Annotated in this window: 19 protein-coding genes; 9 read left to right on the top strand and 10 right to left on the bottom strand. The window is 73.1% G+C overall.

The annotated features are described in order from the left end of the window. Window positions 1-60: 60 nt before the first annotated feature. The 4 genes from O7629_RS06545 to O7629_RS06560 all read right to left on the bottom strand — a co-directional run bounded on the left by O7629_RS06545 (window position 61) and on the right by O7629_RS06560 (window position 4,420). Window positions 61-885 carry an alpha/beta hydrolase gene (locus tag O7629_RS06545; protein ID WP_278168123.1) on the bottom strand — a complete coding sequence of 275 codons (825 nt, stop codon included), beginning with the start codon at window positions 883-885 and terminating at the stop codon, window positions 61-63. Next, window positions 882-2,360 carry an AMP-binding protein gene (locus O7629_RS06550; RefSeq protein WP_278168125.1) on the bottom strand — a complete coding sequence of 493 codons (1,479 nt, stop codon included), beginning with the start codon at window positions 2,358-2,360 and terminating at the stop codon, window positions 882-884. The genes O7629_RS06545 and O7629_RS06550 overlap by 4 nt, the downstream gene beginning before the upstream one ends. Further along, window positions 2,357-3,025 (bottom strand): class I SAM-dependent methyltransferase, encoded by a 669-nt coding sequence (locus tag O7629_RS06555; RefSeq protein ID WP_278168127.1) that lies wholly within the window; start codon window positions 3,023-3,025, stop codon window positions 2,357-2,359. Before O7629_RS06555 ends, O7629_RS06550 begins: the two co-directional genes overlap by 4 nt. 267 nt (window positions 3,026-3,292) lie before the next feature. Beyond that, on the bottom strand, window positions 3,293-4,420 hold the full coding sequence (locus O7629_RS06560; protein ID WP_278168129.1) for an SAM-dependent methyltransferase: 1,128 nt from the start codon (window positions 4,418-4,420) through the stop codon (window positions 3,293-3,295). 79 nt (window positions 4,421-4,499) lie between these two features. Here O7629_RS06560 and O7629_RS06565 point away from each other — a divergent pair, with 79 nt between their 5' ends. Together O7629_RS06565 and O7629_RS06570 are read left to right on the top strand one after the other, a co-directional pair. Further along, window positions 4,500-4,748 (top strand): DUF5522 domain-containing protein, encoded by a 249-nt coding sequence (locus O7629_RS06565; RefSeq protein ID WP_278168130.1) that lies wholly within the window; start codon window positions 4,500-4,502, stop codon window positions 4,746-4,748. A 124-nt stretch (window positions 4,749-4,872) separates the two neighbouring features. Next, window positions 4,873-5,484, top strand: a complete 612-nt coding sequence (locus tag O7629_RS06570) for a hypothetical protein (protein ID WP_278168132.1) — start codon at window positions 4,873-4,875, stop codon at window positions 5,482-5,484. A gap of 76 nt (window positions 5,485-5,560) precedes the next feature. Here O7629_RS06570 and O7629_RS06575 read toward each other — a convergent pair whose 3' ends face one another. After that, on the bottom strand, window positions 5,561-6,292 hold the full coding sequence (locus O7629_RS06575) for a metal-dependent transcriptional regulator (RefSeq protein WP_278174429.1): 732 nt from the start codon (window positions 6,290-6,292) through the stop codon (window positions 5,561-5,563). 101 nt (window positions 6,293-6,393) lie between these two features. Between O7629_RS06575 and O7629_RS06580 the strand changes: the two genes are divergently transcribed. The 3 genes from O7629_RS06580 to O7629_RS06590 all read left to right on the top strand — a co-directional run bounded on the left by O7629_RS06580 (window position 6,394) and on the right by O7629_RS06590 (window position 11,109). Then, window positions 6,394-7,248, top strand: coding sequence for a sulfurtransferase (locus tag O7629_RS06580; protein ID WP_278168134.1), 855 nt, complete (start codon window positions 6,394-6,396; stop codon window positions 7,246-7,248). Between the two features lie 61 nt (window positions 7,249-7,309). Beyond that, on the top strand, window positions 7,310-8,548 hold the full coding sequence (locus O7629_RS06585) for an acetoin utilization protein AcuC (RefSeq protein WP_278168136.1): 1,239 nt from the start codon (window positions 7,310-7,312) through the stop codon (window positions 8,546-8,548). A gap of 2 nt (window positions 8,549-8,550) precedes the next feature. Beyond that, a complete protein-coding gene (locus O7629_RS06590) occupies window positions 8,551-11,109 on the top strand; it encodes a bifunctional GNAT family N-acetyltransferase/acetate--CoA ligase family protein (RefSeq protein ID WP_278168137.1) in 2,559 nt (852 codons plus the stop codon). Window positions 11,110-11,272: 163 nt separating this feature from the next. Here O7629_RS06590 and sigB read toward each other — a convergent pair whose 3' ends face one another. From sigB to O7629_RS06605, 3 genes are all read right to left on the bottom strand, one after another. Then, a complete protein-coding gene (gene sigB, locus O7629_RS06595) occupies window positions 11,273-12,250 on the bottom strand; it encodes an RNA polymerase sigma factor SigB (protein ID WP_278174430.1) in 978 nt (325 codons plus the stop codon). A 195-nt stretch (window positions 12,251-12,445) separates the two neighbouring features. Then, window positions 12,446-12,892, bottom strand: a complete 447-nt coding sequence (gene dtd / locus O7629_RS06600) for a D-aminoacyl-tRNA deacylase (RefSeq protein ID WP_278168138.1) — start codon at window positions 12,890-12,892, stop codon at window positions 12,446-12,448. A gap of 103 nt (window positions 12,893-12,995) precedes the next feature. Beyond that, a complete protein-coding gene (locus O7629_RS06605) occupies window positions 12,996-14,480 on the bottom strand; it encodes a methyltransferase (RefSeq protein ID WP_278174431.1) in 1,485 nt (494 codons plus the stop codon). 111 nt (window positions 14,481-14,591) lie between these two features. Here O7629_RS06605 and O7629_RS06610 point away from each other — a divergent pair, with 111 nt between their 5' ends. Next, a complete protein-coding gene (locus O7629_RS06610) occupies window positions 14,592-15,167 on the top strand; it encodes an HhH-GPD-type base excision DNA repair protein (protein ID WP_278168140.1) in 576 nt (191 codons plus the stop codon). Between the two features lie 94 nt (window positions 15,168-15,261). Beyond that, window positions 15,262-15,624 (top strand): DUF3099 domain-containing protein, encoded by a 363-nt coding sequence (locus O7629_RS06615; protein WP_278168141.1) that lies wholly within the window; start codon window positions 15,262-15,264, stop codon window positions 15,622-15,624. Here the strand turns inward: O7629_RS06615 and O7629_RS06620 are convergent. Further along, window positions 15,592-16,542: a carbohydrate kinase family protein gene (locus O7629_RS06620; RefSeq protein ID WP_278168142.1), complete on the bottom strand. Its 951-nt coding sequence runs from the start codon at window positions 16,540-16,542 to the stop codon at window positions 15,592-15,594. The two genes, O7629_RS06615 and O7629_RS06620, sit on opposite strands and share 33 nt — an antisense overlap. An 11-nt stretch (window positions 16,543-16,553) precedes the next feature. Then, window positions 16,554-17,555: a pseudouridine-5'-phosphate glycosidase gene (locus tag O7629_RS06625; RefSeq protein ID WP_278168144.1), complete on the bottom strand. Its 1,002-nt coding sequence runs from the start codon at window positions 17,553-17,555 to the stop codon at window positions 16,554-16,556. A gap of 90 nt (window positions 17,556-17,645) precedes the next feature. Here O7629_RS06625 and O7629_RS06630 point away from each other — a divergent pair, with 90 nt between their 5' ends. Then, entirely contained in the window at window positions 17,646-17,870 is a 225-nt protein-coding gene (locus tag O7629_RS06630) for a DUF3039 domain-containing protein (RefSeq protein ID WP_123600724.1), read from the top strand. Between the two features lie 162 nt (window positions 17,871-18,032). Beyond that, a complete protein-coding gene (locus O7629_RS06635; protein WP_278174432.1) occupies window positions 18,033-19,745 on the top strand; it encodes a DEAD/DEAH box helicase in 1,713 nt (570 codons plus the stop codon). Window positions 19,746-19,754: the final 9 nt, after the last annotated feature.

The following is a 19,754-nucleotide window of genomic DNA, read 5'->3' on the forward strand; positions in this document are numbered from 1 at the left end:
GCGGTGTGGTGCGGGTCCTCGGCCGGTGGGTCCGCGTCGGCGGGGTCCCGGGCGGGTGGCTCAGGTGGCCACCGGGTGGTCGACGAAGGTCGACACGAGTTCCGCGAACCGGTCAGGTTCCTCGACGAACGGCAGATGGCCGCTGCCGGTGAACACCTCCAGCCGGGACGCCGGTATCGCCGAGCGCAGCCACCCGCCGACGTCGCCGGGGTAGACCTGGCTGTGCGCTCCGTGGACGAGCAGTGTCGGTACGCTGATCCGGCGCAGCCGGTCGCGCCAGTCCACGGTGAGCGCCTCGGCGAGCAGTGCCCGTACGGCGTCCGGATCGCACCGGCGGGTCTCGTCGATGAGGCCGGCCAGCGTCGTCGGGTCGGCGTCGGTGCCGGCGGCGAACGAGCCGCGGACCAGCCCGGCGGCGAAGGTGGGGTAGTCGTCGGTCACGCTGGCCAGGACGGCGTCGGCCCCGGCGGCGTCGAGGTTGCCGAAGGCCGCGTACGGCCAGTCGTCGTCGCGCAGCAGCCGTGGGGTCTGCTCGACCGACACCAGGGCCCGGGTCCGGGCAGCCCCGAACTGCTCCAGGTAGCCGTAGGCCACGGTCGCGCCGAGCGACCAGCCCAGCAGGGTGACGTCGGTCAGGTCGAGCTTCTCGATGGTGGTGTGCAGATCCTCGGCGGCGCGGGTGAGGCTGGCCGGACGGTCGGCGGTGGCGTTGTCGCCGTGTCCGGGCAGTTCGACGACGACCACCCGGTGCCGGTTGGCGAGCCGGGCCACCGCCTCGGAGAAGAACGCGGCGGTGGCGGCCAGCCCGGGCACCATGACCAGGGCCGGTCCGTGACCGCGCGTGGCCAGGGCCGGTCCGTGACCGTGGTCCGGGTGCCGGGTCATTGGCTGCCCCCGGCCAGCCCGAGTCGCGTGCGCAGCAACGGTTTGTCGATCTTGCCGACCGGGGTACGGGGCATCGCGGCGACGAGGTGCACCGAACCGGTCAGCCCGTGCCGGGCGAGCAGTTCCTCGACGGCCTTGACGGCCTCGTCGTCGGAGTGCCCGTCTGCCGGGGCGACGGCCACGGCGACCACGTCGCGGTAGTCGCCGGGGTGCACGGCCAGACTGACGGCCTGTACCACTGCCTCGGCCGCGCCGAGTTCGGTGTCGAGCACTGGCGCCGGCAGCGGCCCGGCGGGGGTGGCCAGCGTCTCGGACACCCGGCCCAGGATTCGGTAGCCGCCCTGTGCGTTGCGTTCGGCGACGTCCCCGGTCCAGAACTCGGGCCGGCGGAAGGTACGGGCGTTGGCTTGCGGCGCGTCGACGTACCCCTCGCTGGTGCAGTCCGAGTAGAGGACCAGCTCCCCGACGTCGGGGTGGCCGGGCACGAAGGGTTCCAGCCGGGTGCCGACCCCACGGACCGGGACCATGGCGGTGTCGGTCTGCGGTACGTCGTCCATGTTGCCCAGCGCCAGGCCGAACTCGGTCGAGCCGTAGATCTGCCGGATGTGTACGCCGAGCACGTCGGCGGCGTCCCGGACGATCGCCGGGCTGAGATAGGCGCCACCGCACAGGGGGCGGCGCAGCGCCGGCAGCGGGAACCGGCCCTGGCGCCGGGCGGCGGCGACCAGGTCGGCGTAGTGCTGCGGCAGGGCGCTGGTCACGGTCGCCTGGTGGGCGGCCAGTTGGGTCAGCAGTGTGCCGGCCGGCGCGTGCGGGTCGGCGAGCACCAGTTGCGCGCCGGACAGCAGCGCCGCGAACACGTGCAGGTCGGTGGCGTGCGCCACGTCGAGGGTGTGGCGGCAGAAGAAGATGTCGTCGGGGCGGATCCCGGTGTCGGCCAGCCAGCGGCGTCGTTCGGTGACGAAGCGGTCCTGCCGCCAGGCCATCATCTTCGGGAAGCCGGTCGAGCCGGAGGTCCATAGTAGCCGGAATATGGCGGTGGCCGTCGAGGCGGTGGAGTCCGCGGTGGGCTCCGGCCGGGGCGTCGAGGCGGTCAGCTTGTCGAGGTCGACAGCGGCCGGGCCGTCGGCGGGGATCCGGCGGTGCCCGTCGGTGACCAGCAGGGCGGGGCGTGCCCGGTCGAGAGCGGTCCGCACCCCGGCGTCGTCGAAGTTCGCCATCAGCGGTACGTAGCGGGCACCGAGCCGGGCCACCGCCAGGATCAGGCAGACGTACCCGATGCTGTTGCGCAGCACCACGGCGACGGTGTCGCCAGCCGCGACGCCGTGCGCGGGGAGGCCGGCGGCGACCCGGTCGGTCGTCTCGACGAGTTCGCGGTACGTCACGGACGCACCGTCGGTGGTGCGTACCGCCACGGCGTCGGGTCGACGGCCGGCCACCTCGCGGACGGCCTGGTAGAGCCCGGCAGCGGTCACGACGCCAGCCACCCGGCGTAGGTGGCGAATCGCCAGTCCTTGGCCAGGCAGTCCACGGTGTCGAAGCCGGCGGCGCGGAGCCAGCCGAGTTGAGTTTCGACGTCGATGCAGATGTCGTGCTTCATCCGTTCGCGGCCGGCCGCCCATTCGTCGGCAGGCGTTCCGGCGGCGTGTACGTGGCCTTCGTGCTGCCGGTCGTACATCTCCTCCAGTCGCGGTGTGGGCGCGAGGACCTGCTCGACGTTGACGAAGATCCCACCCGGCCGCAGAATGTCGGGTAGGCGACCAAACAGCGTTTGTTTCTCGTGATGCTCGAGGTGGTGGATAGCTAGGCCGGAAACAACTGCGTCGTACGGCCCCGCCGGCAATGGATCCATCAGTCCCTGAACAGCGAAACTGACCCGATGGACACTGTCGAACCGTTGTTTGGCCTGTGCGAGCATCCGTTCGGAATGGTCGACGAGAGTGATCGTTGCTTCGGGGATGCGGGCGATCAGCGCTGCGCTGAGCAGCCCGGTCCCCGCGCCCAGATCCAGGATCCGTGCGTCGCCCGGCACCGACATCTGCACCGCGCTGGACGCGCTGCCGTACAACAGGTCGAACGACGGGATGAGTTGACGCCGCAGTGCATCGTAGGTAGTGGGATTCCACAGCTCGAAGGTCACGATAATCCCCCCGTGGGTCACCGGTCGGCGCTTTTGTGGCACTGGCGTCGGATGCTGGACAAACTGCGGTTTGCTGAGCCGACGCATTGTCGGATGGTGATTCCTGTGGTGCGCGCATCTGCTTGCCGGCATGTGCTATTCAGAAAGTATCAAGGAGCGGCAGAGCAATGAAGAGAGCGGTCGATATCGAAGTGTGATGCTGGTCACATTGTCGATCATGTTGTCCGTTTTCGACGAACTGTCGATCGTGTCAGGAATTGGCGTTTGTCAGGCTCTTTGGGTCACGATCAGGTCCCGGACGATCGCCTGGTCGACCCGGTGGGCGAAGCCGCCGTACCCCGGACCGTCGGCCACTTCCAGGCCCGCCTTGACCAGCAGCGCGGCCAGATCGTCGCGGGCGGCGACCAGGGTGTTCCAGGAGATACCGAGCGCCCCGCCGGGGCGCAGCAGCGCCACCCACCCCGGCAACGCCTCAGCCAGCAGACCCAACGGATCGCGGGTCAACCGGTCCGCCTGACCGCGGGTGCCGTGCTGCACCCCGTACGGCGCGTCGGTGACGATCGCGTCGAAGCTGCCGGCCCGGAACACCTCCCGGCTGCGGCGGGTGTCGGCGTGCACCATCGTCAGGTCGACGGTCCGCCCGGCCCGGTGGTCGTCCTTGCTGGCCGCCAGGGTGACCGCCAGCCGTCGGCCCAGTACGGCCCGGTTGCGCCGCACCGGGGCGATCTCGGCCGAGTGCTTGAGCCGCTTGTGCTTCAACCAGGTACGGATGAAGTTGGCGTACACCTCGAAGTCCTTGCCGTCGATCTCCACCCCGGCGGCGTGCCAGCCGTACATCATCGCCTGGTTGAGCGTGGTGCCCCGGCCGCACATCGGGTCGAGGACCCGCAGCGGCGGCGAGTCCGGGCCGAACGGGCCGGCCGCCGCCCCGCCGGTAACGGCGGTCCCGCTGGTCCCGCCGGTAACGGCGGTCCCGCTGGTCCCGCCGGTCCCAGCGGCACCGGCCCGGTCGGTCGTGGCCAGCGCGGTCACGTTCAACAGCAGTTTGGTGAACTGCTCGTTGGTCTTGCCGGCGTACTTCGGGATGGTGATCAGGTCGCTGTCGAAGCGGTCCCGGCCGGTCACCTCCAGCGGCCGCAGCAGATCGCCGTCGCGGGCGAAGAACGCGTACCGGGCGGACAGGTTGGCCAGCACGGACAGGTCCCGGTCGGTCAGGTCGACGCCGGTGAAGGTGACGTACGGCAGCCCGCCGATCGTGGTGACCGCGACGTCGTCCACCCGGCCGCCGAGGGCCCGGTCGCCGAAGACGGTCAGCTCGGCGGTGGCCAGCCCGACCGCCGACTCGGCGTACACCCGGTTCGCCGACGGGTGGATCAGCAGGGCGTACGCGGTCATCGGCGGTCCATTCGGTCAGGCGGGTGCGGGTGGGACCCACGAGTGTTACCACACCGGCGGCCTGCGTAAGGTCACCGGCATGGCACGGCAGCGGGGGCGGCGTCTGCCGCTGGCGGCCCGCCCGCTCACCGAACCGCATCCGGCGCGACTGCCGGCCGACCACCCGCACCGGGCGGCGGTGCTGGCCGCGCACGCGGCGGCGCTCGACGCCGGCGAGGCCGGCTACCTGGACCCGGGCACCGGGCTGTTCGTGCTGACCGCGGCGTTCCTGGCCCGCCGGGGCACCTGCTGTGACCAGGGTTGCCGGCACTGCCCGTATCTGGGGTGATTCCGGGGATTTCCTACGCGGCGCGGTCGGTGCGGGTGGCGGGCTTTCGCGGCGGCGGCGGAACCCGTACGGTGTGCGACGAACAATCCGCCTTTTTCGACCGGCCTGACCGTGGGAGGTCACTGTGGGCGTTCGGCTGCGTGTGTCCGGCGCCGGGCTGATCCTGCTGCTGTTCGCCGCCGGCTGCTCCGACCGGGCGGTGGCCACCGAGAACCCCGCCCCGGACGACCCGGCCCAGGCCAGTCCGTCGCCGAGCCCGGTTGAGCCGTACCCGGAGGTGCCCCGTCCGCCGGCCGCCGAGTCCGGCGGGGCATGCCGGGTGTTCGACTTCGACGTGGTCGAGCAGACCGTCGGGTTCCGGTTCGAGGTGGCGGCGGCCAACAAGCACGACAAGACGCAGTCGTGTGTGCTGCGGCCGGCCGAGGAGCCACTGCCCGACCTGATGGTCTCCATCTCGGACACCAAGGCGAGCGCGTCGGTCTTCGCCGACGACGTCGCCCCGGTCGGTGCCAAGGAGATCAAGGATCTCGGCAAGGCCGCCTACTGGATTCCGGTCAAGCCGGACCCGGACACTGGGTACGGGGCGGCGCTGGAGGTCAACTGGATCACCGGGGACCCGAAGCTGATCAGCCTGCGCTGGACGTTCGCCCCCGGTGACGACGAACTGTCCGCCGTGGAGCTGGCGCCCAAGATGGTCGAGCTGGCCCGGGTGGTGCACGACAACCGCAAGAAGTGACCGGCCGGCTGTGCCGGGGCACCGCCGGCCGGGTCGCGTCCAGGGCGGTCGCGCCGACCGGCGGAGCGCCGGTGACTCAGGCGGCCGCGCCGGCCAGCGACCGTCCGTGGTCGGCGGCCGCGACGAACACCCGGGACGCGACCTCGCGCGGCAGGTGGATCTTGTCGCCGGACCGGTCGATGGTCACCCCGTCGCGTTCCTGCGCGACGGTGACCGTCGCCCCCGGGTCCACCCCGGCGGCGTGCAACTGGCGGAGCACGTCGGCGTTGGTCTGCACGCTCTCGCAGATCCGACGGACCACGACCGTGCCGGTCAGGCCGGGGAACGCCAGGTTGCGCTCGGTGTCCGGGCTGATGTCCGGATTCGCCAGCTCCGCCGGTCCGTCACCCAGCGCGTCCAGGCCGGGAATCGGGTTGCCGTACGGCGACCGGGTCGGCCGGTTGAGCAGGTCGTAGACCTTCTTCTCGACCGCGTCGCTCATCACGTGCTCCCAACGGCAGGCCTCCTCGTGGGCCTCCTCGTAGGGCATGCCGATGACGTTGACCAGCAGCAGCTCGGCGAGCCGGTGCTTGCGCATCACCGAGACCGCTTGGGCCCGGCCCAGCTCGGTGAGTCGTAGGTTACGGTCGTCCTCGATGGTGAGCAGCCCGTCGCGCTCCATCCGGGCGACCGTCTGGCTGACGGTGGGGCCGCTCTGGTGCAGCCGCTCGGCGATCCTGGCACGCAGCGGCGGCACCGACTCTTCCTCGAGCTCAAGTATGGTGCGCAGATACATCTCTGTGGTATCGACAAGATCATTCACGGTCAGCTGCCCTCCAGTGTTCAATCCTACCTTGCAGCACCGATAACCAGCCGGAACGGACGATCGGCAAGGGACAGGCGTAGCCCCGCATGGTGTTGACTGGGATGGTGTTCGATACCGCAGACCCTACCGTCGCCGTCCCCGGGCTCGCCGCCGCGCTGGCCGGTGGGCAACCGCCGACCCTGCTGGACGTACGCTGGCGGCTCGTCGGCCCGCCGGGCCGCGACGACTACGTCGCCGCCCACCTGCCCGGCGCGGTCTTCGTCGACCTGGACGCCGACCTGTGCGGCCCACCGGGCGCCGGTGGCCGGCACCCGCTGCCCGACCCGGCGCCGCTGCAGCGGACGCTGCGCCGGGCCGGGGTGCGCACCGGGTGGCCGGTCGTCGTCTACGACGGTGGCGACGGTCTCGCCGCCGCCCGCGCCTGGTGGACGCTGCGCTGGGCCGGGCACCGGCCGACCTGGGTGCTCGACGGCGGCTACCCCGCCTGGCTGGCGGCCGGCCGACCGGTCACCGCCGACGTGCCGGCACCGCCGCCCGGCGACGTGACCGTACGCCCGGGAGGTATGCCGGTGCTCGACGCCGCCGCCGCCGGCCGGCTACCCCGGCAGGGTGGGCTGCTGATCGACGTCCGTGCCGACGCCCGGTACCGGGGCGAGCATGAGCCGGTCGACCCGGTGGCCGGGCACATCCCCGGCGCGGTCAACCTGCCGACCACGCTGCACCTCGACGACGCCGGGCTGCTGCGTGACGCCGGGACGCTGCGGGACCGGTTCACCGGTGCCGGGCTGCGCCCGCAGGCCCCGGTGGCGGCGTACTGCGGGTCGGGGGTGACCGCCGCGCACACGGTGCTCGCCCTGCACCGCGCCGGCCGCACCGACGCGGCGCTGTATCCCGGATCGTGGAGCGAGTGGATCACCGACCCGGCCCGGCCGGTCGCCACCGGCGCGGACCCCGGCTGACCCGGGGCCCGTTGCCGGCCGGGCTGGCCCGGGGTCGGCAGGTGCGTGCGACGATGGCCAGATGTCGGACGGGACGAGTCAGCTGCCGAACGGGACGAACCAGGCACGGGCGGCGGGCGGTACCGACGCGACGCTGGTGGTCTGGGACGAGCGCCTGCTGACGTACGACCTCGGTGACCATCCGCTGGACCCGGTACGGGTCGAGCTGACCATCGCGCTGGCCCGCGAGTACGGACTGCTGGACCGCCCCGGTGTGCGGCTGCTCGCCCCGGCGCCGGCCGACGACGCGGCGCTCACCCGGGTGCACCGGGCCGACTACCTCGACGCCGTCCGGGTCGCGCACGACGACCCGTTCTTCTCCGGGTACGGCCTCGGCACCCCGGACAATCCGACCTTCGCCGGGATGCACGACGCCAGCGCGCTGGTCGCCGGTGCCACGATGGCCGCCGCCGAGGCGGTCTGGCGCGGCGACGTACGGCGGGCGGTCAACGTCTCCGGCGGGCTGCACCACGCGATGCCCGGCCGGGCCGCCGGGTTCTGCGTCTACAACGACCCGGCGGTGGCGATCGCCCGGCTGCTCGACCTCGGCGCCGAACGCATCGCGTACGTGGATATCGACGTGCATCACGGCGACGGGGTGCAGGAGATCTTCTACGACGACCCGCGGGTGCTCACCGTCAGCCTGCACGAAACGCCGCTGGCGCTGTTCCCCGGCACCGGATTCCCCGACGAGGTGGGCGGCCCCGGCGCGCAGGGCAGCGCGGTGAACGTCGCGTTGCCGTCCGGCACCGCCGACCAGGGCTGGCTGCGTGCGTTCCACGCCGTGGTGCCGTCGCTGCTGCGCGCCTTCCGGCCGCAGCTGCTCGTCACCCAGTGCGGGGCGGACGCGCACCGGCTCGACCCGCTGGCCGACCTGGGGCTCAGCGTCGACGGCCAGCGGGCCGCGTACCTGACGCTGCGGGCCCTCGCCGACGAGCACTGCGGCGGCCGCTGGGTCGCCACCGGTGGCGGCGGGTACGCCCTGGTCGAGGTGGTGCCCCGGGCCTGGACCCATCTGCTGGCGATCGCCACCGGCGCGCCGATCGACCCGGCCACGCTGACCCCGCCCCGGTGGCGGGAGCTGGCCGCCGCCCGCTGCCCCGGCCGACAGGTCCCGCTGCGGATGACCGACGAGGCCGACCTGGACTTCCAACCGTGGCAGCCGGCCGGTGACCCGGACCCGATCGACCGGGCGATCATGGCGACCCGCCGGGCGGTCTTCCCCCTGCACGGACTCGATCCGCACGACCCCCGGGACTGACCATGGACCGATCGGCTGACGTGCTGCTGCGCGACGGCACCACTGTCCACCTGCGGCAGATCCGCCCGGACGACGCCGACGCGATCGTCGCGATGCACGCCCGGTTCTCCGACCGCACCCGCTACCTGCGGTACTTCTCCCCGTACCCGCGGATCCCCGACCGCGACCTGGCGCGCTTCGTCAACGTCGACCACCACGACCGGGAGGCGTTCGTGGTGGTCTCCGGTGACCGGATCTTCGCGGTCGGCCGCTACGACCGGATGGGTCCGGGCTCGCCCGAAGCCGAGGTCGCCTTCGTCGTCGAGGACGCCCACCAGGGCCGGGGCGTCGGTTCGGTGCTGTTGGAGCATCTCGCCGCCGCCGCCCGGTCCGAAGGCGTCACCTCGTTCGTCGCCGAGGTGCTGCCGGTCAACGCGCCGATGCTGCGGGTCTTCGCCGACGCCGGCTTCCAGGTCCGCCGCCGGTACGCCGACGGCGTGGTCCACCTGAGCTTTCCGATCGCCCCGACGGAGGCGTCCCTGCAGGTGCAGTGGAGCCGGGAACACAGCGCCGAGGCCCGGTCGATCGCCCGGCTGCTGACCCCGCGGGGAGTCGCCGTCTACGGTGCCAGCGCCACCGGCCAGGGGGTCGGCGCGGCCGTCCTCGGTCACCTGCGCGACGGCGGGTTCACCGGGGACGTGGTCCCGGTACATCCGGCGGTGGACCGCATCGGCGGGCTGCCCGCGTACCGTCGGGCGGCCGACGCCGGCCACCCGGTCGACCTGGCGGTCGTCGCGGTGGCGCCGGACGCGGTGCCGGCCGTGGTCGCCGACGCCGCCGCGGCCGGCGCCCACGGCGTCGTGGTCATCTCGGCCGGGTTCGCCGAGTCCGGCCCGGCCGGCGCCGCCGCCCAGCGGGAACTGATCCGTACCGCGCACGTGGCCGGGCTGCGGGTGGTCGGACCGAACTGTCTCGGCGTGGCCAACACCGACCCTCGGATCCGGCTCAACGCGACGCTGGCGCCGCAGCTTCCGCCGGCTGGCCGGGTCGGCTTCTTCAGCCAGTCCGGTGCGCTCGGCGTGGCGTTACTCGCCGAGGCGGACCGGCGTGGGCTCGGGTTGTCGACGTTCGTGTCGGCCGGCAACCGGGCCGACGTCTCCGGCAACGACCTGCTGCAGTACTGGCAGGACGACCCCGGCACCGACGTGATCCTGCTGTACCTGGAGACGTTCGGCAATCCCCGCAAGTTCGCCCGGCTGACCCGCCGGATCGGGCGCACCAAGCCGGTGGTGGCGTTGGCCTCCGGCGCCGGCCCGGCCGCACCCGTCGAGCAGGGCCCGGACGCCGCCGCGGTGACCCGGCTGTTCGCCCGGTCCGGGGTGATCCGGGTCGACACGGTCGCGGAGATGTTCGACGTCGGTACCCTGCTGGCCAACCAGCCGCTGCCGGTCGGCCGGCGGGTGGCCGTGGTCGGCAACTCGTCGGCGTTGACCATGCTGGCTGCGGCGGCCTGCCGGGCACAGCGGCTCGCCGTGGCGGCCGACTACCCGCGTACCGTCGCGCCCGAAGCCGGCGCGCACGAGTTCGCCGACGCGCTCGCCGACGCGCTCGCCGACGCCGCCGTCGATGCCGCCGTGGACGCCCTGGTGGTGGTGTTCGCGCCGCCGCTGCCCAACCAGTTGGCGGACGAGGACGCCGACTTCACCTCGGCGTTGGCCAGCGTCGCACTCGCCGGTGACAAGCCGACGGTCGCGACGCTGCTGGTCGGCCGGCCGCCGGCCGGGGTGCCGACCTACCCGTCGGTGGAGGAGTCGGTCCGGGCGCTGGCCCGGGTCGCTGACTACGCCGACTGGCTGCGCGAGCCGCCCGGTACGGTGCCGGACCTGGCCGGGATCGACCCGGCTGCGGCCGGTGCCGCGCTGACCGTCGACCCGGTCGACCCGGTCGGGCTGCTCGCCGGGTACGGCATCGAGGTGGTCGACTCGATCCCGGCCGCCTCGGCCGACCAGGCGGTGGCCGCCGCGCGGCGGCTCGGCCTGCCGGTCGTGCTCAAGGCCGCCGCGGACGGACTGCGACACCGGTTGGACCTCGGCGCGGTACGGCTCGATCTGGCCACCGTGGACGCGGTGGAACGGGCGTACCGTGACGTCGCGGCCCAGTTCGGCGCGCAGGTGCTGATCCAACGGATGGTGCCACCCGGCGTCGCCTGCGTGGTCGAGTCGACCACCGACCCCACCTTCGGCCCGGTGGTCGGTTTCGGGCTGGGCGGCGTAGCGACCGATCTGCTGGGTGACCGGGCCTGGCAGGCCGCGCCGCTGACCGACCGGGACGCGGCCGGGCTGGTCGACGAACCCCGGGCGGCACCGCTGCTGTCCGGCTACCGGGGAGCCGGCCCGGTGGACCGGGCCGCTCTGGTCGATCTGCTGCTGCGGGTGGGGCGGCTCGCCGACGAGCAGCCGCAGGTCCACCGGTTACGGCTCAACCCGGTGCTGGCCCGGCCGGACGGGCTGGCGGTGCTGCACGCCAGCGTCGTGGTCGGTCCGCCGGATGCCCGCCCGGACACCGGCCCGCGCCGGCTGTGACCGTACCGAACGGCCGCGCCGGCGGTGACCGTACCGAACGGCTGCGCTGGCGGTGACCGCACCAGACTGGCCGCGCCGGCGGTGACCGTCTTGACGTCGCGCGGCCGGTCGGAGCCCCTGCTCCGACCGGCCGCCGCCCCCGATCCGCCGGCTGTCCCCCCGGTCAGCCGGCGTACGTCTCCAGCCGCTGCGCCCGCGACGGATGCCGCAACTTGAGCAGCGTGACCTTCTCGATCTGCCGGATCCGCTCCCGGGACAGGCCGAACTCCCGGCCCACCTCGTCGAGGGTGCGCTGCCGGCCGTCGTCCAGCCCGAACCGCAGCCGGATCACCGCCTGCTCCCGCTGGGACAGGGTGGACAGGACGATCTCCACCTCGTTGCGCAGCTTGCCCTCGGACGCGGATTCCCCGCCCTGCTCGCGCGGGTCGACAGCGGCGACGAAGTCGCCGAGGGCGCTCTCGCCGTCCTCGCCGACGGTCTGGTCCAGGCTGACCGGCTCCCGGTCGTAGGAGATGAGCTCGATCACCTGGAACTCGGGCACCGACATGGCGGCGGCGATCTCGCCGATCGTCGGCTCCCGCCCCAGCGTCGCCGACAGGTCACGGCGGGCCCGTACCATCCGGTTGACCTGCTCGACCATGTGTACCGGGATCCGGATGGTGCGGGCCTGGTCGGCCATGGCACGGGTGATGGCCTGGCGGATCCACCAGGTGGCGTAGGTGGAGAACTTGTAGCCCTTGGCGTAGTCGAACTTCTCGACGGCGCGGATCAGGCCGAGGTTGCCCTCCTGGATCAGGTCGAGGAAGGCCATCCCCCGACCGGTGTACCGCTTCGCGATGCTGACCACCAGCCGCAGGTTCGCCTCCAGCAGGTGGTCCTTGGCGGCGCGGCCCTCGGCGGCGACGACGGCCAGGTCGGCGCTCAGCTGCGCGGACAGCCGGTCGGGCCCGGCGAGCTTCTCCTCGGCGAACAGCCCGGCCTCGATCCGCTTGGCCAGCAGCACCTCCTGGACGGCGGTGAGCAGCTTGGTGCGTCCGATCCCGTTCAGGTATGCGCGGACCAGATCGGCCGAAGCGCCGCGGTCGTCGGTGGCGTCAAGGTCGTGCTGACCGTCGGTGGTGACCTGGACGGTGGTGTCGATGTCGTCTTCGATGGTACGCGTGACCACTCTCAGTCGCCTCCCCGCGTCGACAAGTGGTAAGCCAGCAGCGGAGTGCCGCTGGTGACAACCAGCTTGCCGGGTAGGGCGTGAAGTCACGGTTAGCCGGGGGCCAGGTGGCATGAATTTGGGACCTGACCGTTGCCGCACACCGCATGGCGGTTGCTGACAGTGACGTCACAGTTCCAGAAGGATGGTCTGCGGTCCGATGTTGACGCTCTCCACCTGCATGTGCGCCCGGAACCGTCCGGTGCGTACCGTCGCGCCGCGCGCGGCCAGTGCCTCGACCACCGCCGTCACCAGCGGCTCGGCCAGTTCCGCCGGGGCGGCGGCGGACCAGCTCGGCCGTCGTCCCCGGCGCGCGTCGCCGTACAAGGTGAACTGGCTGACCACCAGGACCGGCGCGGCCAGCTGCGCGGCGGAGCGCTCGGCGGAGCTTTCGCCGGCCGGATCCGGCGGGAATATCCGCAGCTCGTAGACCTTGCGGGCCAGCTCGGCGGCGGTCGTGACCGTGTCGGTGTGGGTCACCCCGAGCAGCACCAGCAGACCGGGGCCGATCGCCGAGACCACCTCGCCGTCGACCGTCACCGAGGCCCGACCGACCGTCTGCACCACCGCCCGCATACCGGCCAGCCTGCCACACCGGCCGGCCGGTCAGCCCGCCGTGTCAGCCGGCCGGTCAGCCCGCCGTGTCAGCCGGCCGGTCAGCCGGTCACCCCTCCGCCGGTCACCCCGGCAGCAGGATGCCGCGTTCGACCAGCCGGGCCAGGACCGGCACGGCGGCCTCGGCGAGCTCCTGCTCGGGTACGTCGTGCGCGAGCGCCAGCAGCGACAGCTGCTCGCGCATCGGCAACCGGCCGGTGCACCCGCCGACCACCGCCAGCACCAGCGGATCGATCTCCTCGGTCCAGCGCAGCCCACCGGTCAACGTGACGGTCTGCCGGTCGACCGCCCAGCCGTCGTCCCCGATGCCGGCCTCCTGCTGCAGCCGCAGCCCGTCGGCGGCCCGGTAGCGGGCGTCGAGCAGACCGGCGGCGTCGCGGGCGCGCAGCCAGTCCTGCCGGGCGAACCACTCGTCGACCCGGTCGCCCAGCGGCGGGGTCACCTGCTGGCGCAGCTCCTCGACCCGGACCACCGGGTCGGCGTGTCCGCTGCGGCGCAGGGTGACCAGGCCGAAGCCGACCGCCTCGACCTTCTGCGCGTCGAACCAGTCGAGCCAGGCGGCGGCCCGGTGCGCGTCCGGGCCCTCGCTGGCGTCGGCCAGCCAGAGATTGACGTAGGAGACCGGGTCGGCCACCTCCCGCTGGATCACCCACCCGTCCAGCCCGGTGCCGGCCAGCCAGCCCGCGACCCGTTCGGTCCAGTCCTCCCCGGCGACGTGCATCCAGTTCGCCAGGTAGTGCATGGTGCCGCCGTCGGTGAGCAGATCCGGGGCGGCGGCCGCGAGCTCGGCGCAGATTCCGTCGCCGATCCGGCCCGAGTCGCGGTAGGTGTGGGTGGCGGTGCCCGGTCCGACCACGAACGGCGGGTTGCTGACCACGAGGTCGAACCGGCGACCGGCGACCGGCGCGGTCAGGTCACCGTGCAGCAGCTCCCACCGTTGGCCGTTGAGGGCGGCGGTGGTGGCCGCGAACCGCAGCGCCCGGGCCGACAGGTCGGTCGCGGTGACGCTGTCGGCGTGGCCGGCCAGGTGCAGCGCCTGTACGCCGCAGCCGGTGCCGAGATCCAGCGCCGCGCCGACCGGCCGCCGGTGCACCGCACCGGCCAGGGTGGTCGACGAGCCCCCGATGCCGAGGACGTGATCGGCGGCGAGCGGCTGGCCTGCCCGCAGGTGCGACGGCACGTCTGAGATCACCCACCAGGCGTCGCCGTACGGCTCCAGGTCGACGCCCTGCCGCAGTCCGGGTCCGTCCGGTGACTGCTCCACCAGTCCGGCGGCGAGCGCGTCGGCCAGCGGCAGCGGCGCCAGTGCGGCGGCGACCGTGTCGGCCGGCTCGGTCTGGGCGCAGACGAACAGGCGAATCAGGGTGGCGAGCGGATCACCGTCGGCGGTGCGCCGCAGCGCTTCCCGATGATCGTTGCGGGCCACTGCGGAGGTGGCCTGCGGCCCCAACCGCTCGGCGATCCCGGTCGAGGTGAACCGGGCCGCGGTCAGCGCGGTCCGCAACTGGTCGATCCCGGCCGCGTCGAGCAGCGCGGGGTAATCGGTCATGTCGTCGGTCACGTTGCCATCCTGCCCGGTCAGCTGACTAATCCTGGCCCATCCTGCCCGGCGGGGCGGGTCGTCGCCGGGCGATCTGCTCCGATCCGGCAGGATACGCGGATGAGCCTTTCGCTGCCCATCGACGCGGACGCCAACGAGTTGCTGCGGCGCAGCCCACTGGCGCTGGTCGTCGCGATGGTCCTGGATCAGCAGGTGCCGCTGGAGCGCGCCTTCTCCGCGCCGTACGACCTGGGTCTGCGGCTGGGGCACCAGCCGGACGCCCGCGAACTCGCCGAGTACGACCCCGACGAGCTGATCGCGGTCTTCGCCCAGCGGCCGGCGCTGCACCGGTTCCCGAAGGCGATGGCCACCCGGGTGCAGCAGGTCTGCCGGATCGTCGTCGACCGGTACGACAACGACCCGGCCCGGATCTGGACCGACGCCCCGGACGGGCCGACCGCGTTGGCCCGGATCAGCGAGCTGCCGGGCTTCGGCAAGCAGAAGGCGCAGATCTTCCTGGCGCTGCTCGGCAAGCGGTACGGCGTACAGCCGACGGGCTGGCGGGAAGCGGCCGGTGAGTTCGGCCGGGACGGGGTGCACGTCTCGGTGGCCGACATCGTCGACGAGGACTCCCTGGTCCGGGTACGCGAACACAAGCAGCAGATGAAGGCGGCGGCGAAGGCGGCCAAGGGCTGAGCAGCCGCGTCTCGCCGGTCACGTCTGCGGCTGGGCGTTCGGCGACGTGCGCCGGCAGGTGCGACGATGGCGGTACGCGACACGAGGAGGCACGGTGCGACGGACCGCTGGGCAACCGACCGTGATCACCGACGCCGAACCGAGCCCGGGAGACCAACTGCGCGGCCGACAACGTCGGTACGTGCTGATGATGTCGATCCGGGGCATCTGTCTGATCGTCGGCGCGGTCCTGGTGACCAGCGAGGCGCCGCTGCTCTGGCTGTGGCTGCCGATCTGCGCGGTCGGCATGATCCTGGTGCCGTGGCTGGCCGTGCTGCTCGCCAACGACCGGCCGCCGAAGGACCGGCACCGGATGCGCAACCAGCGGCGCCAACCCACTCCACGGGGCGGCCCGGCGCAGGTCGGCGCGGTGCCGACCACGCCGTCACCGGTCCGCGTCATCGACGTCGAGCCCTGACCCGCCTCGGCGAATTGGCCGGGCACCGACCACCCCGACCGCCGTCGCGCCCGCCCGCCCGGCGGCGGCCAGTGCGGTCACCGGATCATCGCCGGCGAGCCAGGCGGCGAGTAGCCCTGCGGCGAAGGCGTCACCGGCACCGGTCGGGTCGACCACCGGCACGGTCGCAGCCGCCGCCGACACCACCGTCGCCGGCGACATCACCGTTGCCGGCTCGTGCCAGACGGCTCCGCCGGAGCCCCGCTTGACCACCAGCCGCCGGACCGGTGCCGGGGTCGGCAGTCCGTCGGCCAGCCCCAGCGCCGTGGCCTCGTCGAGGTTGGCCAGCAGCAGGTCGGTCCCGCGTACCCAGTCGAGGAACCTCGCCGGTCCGGCGGCCAGCAGCGGAGCCGCCGACGCCGCGTCGACGCTGGTCGACATGCCGTGCGACCGGGCGGCGACCAGCGCGTGCCGGCCGGCCTCCCGGCTGCCCGGGTGCAGCAGCGGGTAGCCGGACAGGTGCAGGTGTGTCGCGTCGGGGTACAGCGCCACGGCGTCGTCGACGTCACCGGCCCGCAGCGACAGGTTGGCACCTCGGTCGGCGACCATCGACCGCTGCTCACCGTGGGCCAGCACGATCACCGTGCCGGTCGCCGTGCCCGGGCAGCGCCGTACCGCGAGGTCGACCCCGGCCTCGGCCAGCTCGGCCAGCCGGATGTCCCCGAGGTCGTCGTCGCCCGCCGCCGCCACCAACGTCACCGGTACGCCGTGCGCGGCCAGCCAGGCTGCGGTGTTGGCGGCCTGGCCGCCGCCGGTGAACCGGATCCCGCCCGCCGTGTCCGTGCCGGCCGCCAGTGGTGTGGTGAGCACGGCCACCACGTCGGTGACCAGGTCGCCGACGACCAGGACCCGGCCGGGGCTCGGCCGACTGAGGGCCATCCCGTCGCCGGTCACCCCGCCGTGCCGGTGGACTCCGCGGCGCCGGCGAACTCCGCCGCGTGGGCGGCCTCCGCCTCCGCCGCCGCCACGGCGATCCGCCCGGCGAGCTCGGCGTTGCGCAGGATGATCCGGATGTTCACCGCCAGGCTGGCACCGGCGGTGGCCGAGTGGAAGTGCGCCAGCAGGAACGGGGTGACCTCCTTGCCGGTGACGCCCGCCTCGGCCATCCGGGCCAGCCCGGTGGCCAGCGTGGTGTCGTGCAGACCCGGATCCAGTTGCTCCTGCGGCGGCAGCGGATTCGCCACCACCAGCGCACCCCCGCCGAGGCCGTGCCGGCGCCGCGCCCGGATCACCTCGGCGACGCGCTCCGGCGAGTCCAGCGACCAGTGCAGGTCGTGGCCGCTGTCGGTGACGAAGAAGCCGGGGAACCGCCGGCTGCGGTAGCCGGCGACCGCCACGCCGAGGGTCTCCAGCCGCTCCAGGGTGGCCGCCACGTCCAGGATCGATTTCACCCCGGCGCAGACCACGGTGATCGGCGTACCGGCCAGGGTGACCAGGTCCGCCGACTCGTCGAAGGTCTGCGCCGCCTCCCGGTGCACCCCGCCGAGCCCGCCGGTGGCGAACACGCCGATCCCGGCCGCCGCCGCGACCACGCTGGTGGCGGCGACCGTCGTCGCCCCGTCCACGCCGCTCGCCGCGGCCAGCGCCAGGTCCCGGGCGGAGAGCTTGGCGACGGTGTCGGAGCCGGCCAGCCGGGTGAGCTCGGCGTCGTCCAGGCCGACCACCAGCCGACCGCCGAGCATGCCGATGGTGGCCGGCACCGCGCCGGTGGCCCGTACCGCGGCCTCGATCTCGCGGGCGACCCGCAGATTGTCGGGTCGGGGCAGGCCGTGTGCGATGATGGTGCTTTCCAGGGCGACGATGGCCCGTCCGTCCCGGCGGGCGTCGGCCACCTCGGCGCCGTACTGGATGTCGTAGTGCAACGGCCCGGTGCGGCCTGCGGATTCTGCCATGATCACCACGGTACGGGGCGGGGGTCGCGCCGGACGTTGGACCCGTACGCCACAAACTGCCAAACTCTCAGCCTGGAGGTGGGAGACGACGTGACTACCGAGGTTCTTGAGCGTCCCGAGGTCAAGGATGCCGACGCCGACAACGGCCCGGAGATGTTCCACTACGTCCGCAAGGACAAGATCGCCGAGAGCGCCGTCATGGGCACCTTCGTGATCGCACTGTGCGGCGAACGCTTCCCGGTGACCCGTACGCCGAAACCCGGATCACCCGTCTGCCCCCGGTGCAAGGAGATCTACGAGTCGATGACCGGCTGAGCCGGACTCCGATCGGCCTTCGCGTCCACCGGCCGCGAGGGCCTTTTCGTGGCCGTCGACCGCACTCCGGTCACGGCCGCCGGACGAGCGGGTAGACGGTTCCGTGATCGCCGGCTGGTCCGGGCCCGATCACGGGGGAAAGGGGTTGGCGTGCCGACCACCATGCCGACGGTCGACACGTTCCCGGCGCTGCGCGGTTGGCAGCGCCGGGCACTGGTGGAGTATCTGCGCCGGCGCAGCGAGGACTTCCTCGCCGTCGCCACGCCGGGTGCCGGTAAGACCACGTTCGCGCTGCGGATCGCGGCCGAGTTGCTGGCCGACGGCACCGTCGAGGCGGTCACCGTGGTCGCACCGACCGAGCACCTGAAGACCCAGTGGGCGGCGGCGGCCGGCCGGGTGGGCATCCAGCTCGACGCCGCGTTCCGCAACGCCGACCTGCACTCGGCCGCCGACTTTCACGGCGCGGTGGTCACCTATGCCCAGGTCGGGATGGCCCCCCAGGTGCACCGGCGGCGCACGATGACCCGGCGGACGCTGGTCATCCTCGACGAGATCCACCACGCCGGTGACTCCCGGTCCTGGGGCGACGGGATCAAGGCCGCGTTCGAGCCGGCCGTCCGCCGGCTGATGCTCACCGGTACGCCGTTCCGCTCGGACGACAACCCGATCCCGTTCGTGCGTTACGAAGCGGGCGGCGACGGCCTGCCGAGGTCTCGGGCGGACAGCATCTACGGCTACTCCGACGCGCTGCGCGACGGAGTGGTCCGGCCGGTGCTGTTCCTGGCGTACTCGGGGGAGACCCGGTGGCGGACCAGCGCCGGGGACGAACTCGCCGCCCGGCTGGGCGAGCCGATGACCCAGGACCTCATCGCCCAGGCCTGGCGGACCGCGCTGGATCCGGCCGGGGACTGGATGCCGGCGGTGCTGCGCGCGGCCGACGCCCGGCTGACCTTCCTACGTGACGGCGGCATGTCCGACGCCGGTGGTCTGGTCATCGCCAGCGATCAGGCGGCGGCCCGCTCGTACGCCCGGCTGCTGGAGCGACTGACCGGGGAGAAGGCCGCAGTGGTGCTCTCCGACGACGCCGGCGCGTCGGCCCGGATCGCCGCGTTCGCCCGGTCCGAGCAGCGCTGGATGGTGGCGGTCCGGATGGTCTCCGAAGGGGTGGACATCCCCCGGCTGGCTGTCGGCGTGTACGCGACCAGCGCCTCGACGCCGCTGTACTTCGCCCAGGCGATCGGCCGGTTCGTCCGGGCCCGCCGGCCGGGGGAGTCGGCGACGGTGTTCCTGCCCAGTGTCCCGCACCTGCTCGGGCTGGCCAGTGAGATGGAGGCCGAGCGGGACCATGTGATCGGGGCGGCCAAGAAACGGGAGGGCTTCGACGACGATCTGCTGGAGCGTGCCCAGCGCAACGAGCAGGCCAGCGGGGAGCTGGAGAAGCGGTTCGAGGCGTTGTCGGCCACCGCCGAGCTGGACCAGGTGATCTTCGACGGCGCCTCGTTCGGTACCGGGGCCCAGGCCGGCACCCTCGAGGAGGAGGAGTACCTCGGCCTGCCCGGCCTGCTCACCCCCGATCAGGTCACGGTACTGCTGAACCGTAGGCAGGCCGAGCAGGTCGCGGCGCAGCGGCGGGCCCGGTCGGCGGATCAACCGGTACCCGCCGCCCGGCCGGCGGAACGGCCACCGACCGCCGGGGAGCGGCGGATCACCCTGCGCCGTCAGCTGAACGCCCTGGTCGCCGCGCACCACCACCGCACCGGGCTGCCGCACGGCAAGATCCACGCCGAGTTGCGGCGGCGGTGCGGCGGCCCACCGAGCGCGCAGGCCACCATCGAGCAGCTGGAGGAGCGGATCGCGATGGTGCAGACGCTGTGACCCGGGTAG

Origin of the sequence: Solwaraspora sp. WMMD792 (assembly GCF_029626105.1) — a bacterium.
Taxonomy (GTDB): Bacteria; Actinomycetota; Actinomycetes; order Mycobacteriales; family Micromonosporaceae; genus Micromonospora_E.

What these genes read in the sequence shown, in the direction of transcription:
- O7629_RS06545 (WP_278168123.1), bottom strand. Translation starts at nt 885, where the DNA reads ATGACCCGGCACCCGGACCACGGTCACGGACCGGCCCTGGCCACGCGC.
- O7629_RS06560 (WP_278168129.1), bottom strand. Translation starts at nt 4,420, where the DNA reads ATGACCGCGTACGCCCTGCTGATCCACCCGTCGGCGAACCGGGTGTAC.
- O7629_RS06565 (WP_278168130.1), top strand. Translation starts at nt 4,500, where the DNA reads ATGGCACGGCAGCGGGGGCGGCGTCTGCCGCTGGCGGCCCGCCCGCTC.
- O7629_RS06585 (WP_278168136.1), top strand. Translation starts at nt 7,310, where the DNA reads ATGTCGGACGGGACGAGTCAGCTGCCGAACGGGACGAACCAGGCACGG.
- O7629_RS06590 (WP_278168137.1), top strand. Translation starts at nt 8,551, where the DNA reads ATGGACCGATCGGCTGACGTGCTGCTGCGCGACGGCACCACTGTCCAC.
- dtd (WP_278168138.1), bottom strand. Translation starts at nt 12,892, where the DNA reads ATGCGGGCGGTGGTGCAGACGGTCGGTCGGGCCTCGGTGACGGTCGAC.
- O7629_RS06605 (WP_278174431.1), bottom strand. Translation starts at nt 14,480, where the DNA reads ATGACCGATTACCCCGCGCTGCTCGACGCGGCCGGGATCGACCAGTTG.
- O7629_RS06610 (WP_278168140.1), top strand. Translation starts at nt 14,592, where the DNA reads ATGAGCCTTTCGCTGCCCATCGACGCGGACGCCAACGAGTTGCTGCGG.
- O7629_RS06620 (WP_278168142.1), bottom strand. Translation starts at nt 16,542, where the DNA reads ATGGCCCTCAGTCGGCCGAGCCCCGGCCGGGTCCTGGTCGTCGGCGAC.
- O7629_RS06625 (WP_278168144.1), bottom strand. Translation starts at nt 17,555, where the DNA reads ATGGCAGAATCCGCAGGCCGCACCGGGCCGTTGCACTACGACATCCAG.
- O7629_RS06635 (WP_278174432.1), top strand. Translation starts at nt 18,033, where the DNA reads ATGCCGACGGTCGACACGTTCCCGGCGCTGCGCGGTTGGCAGCGCCGG.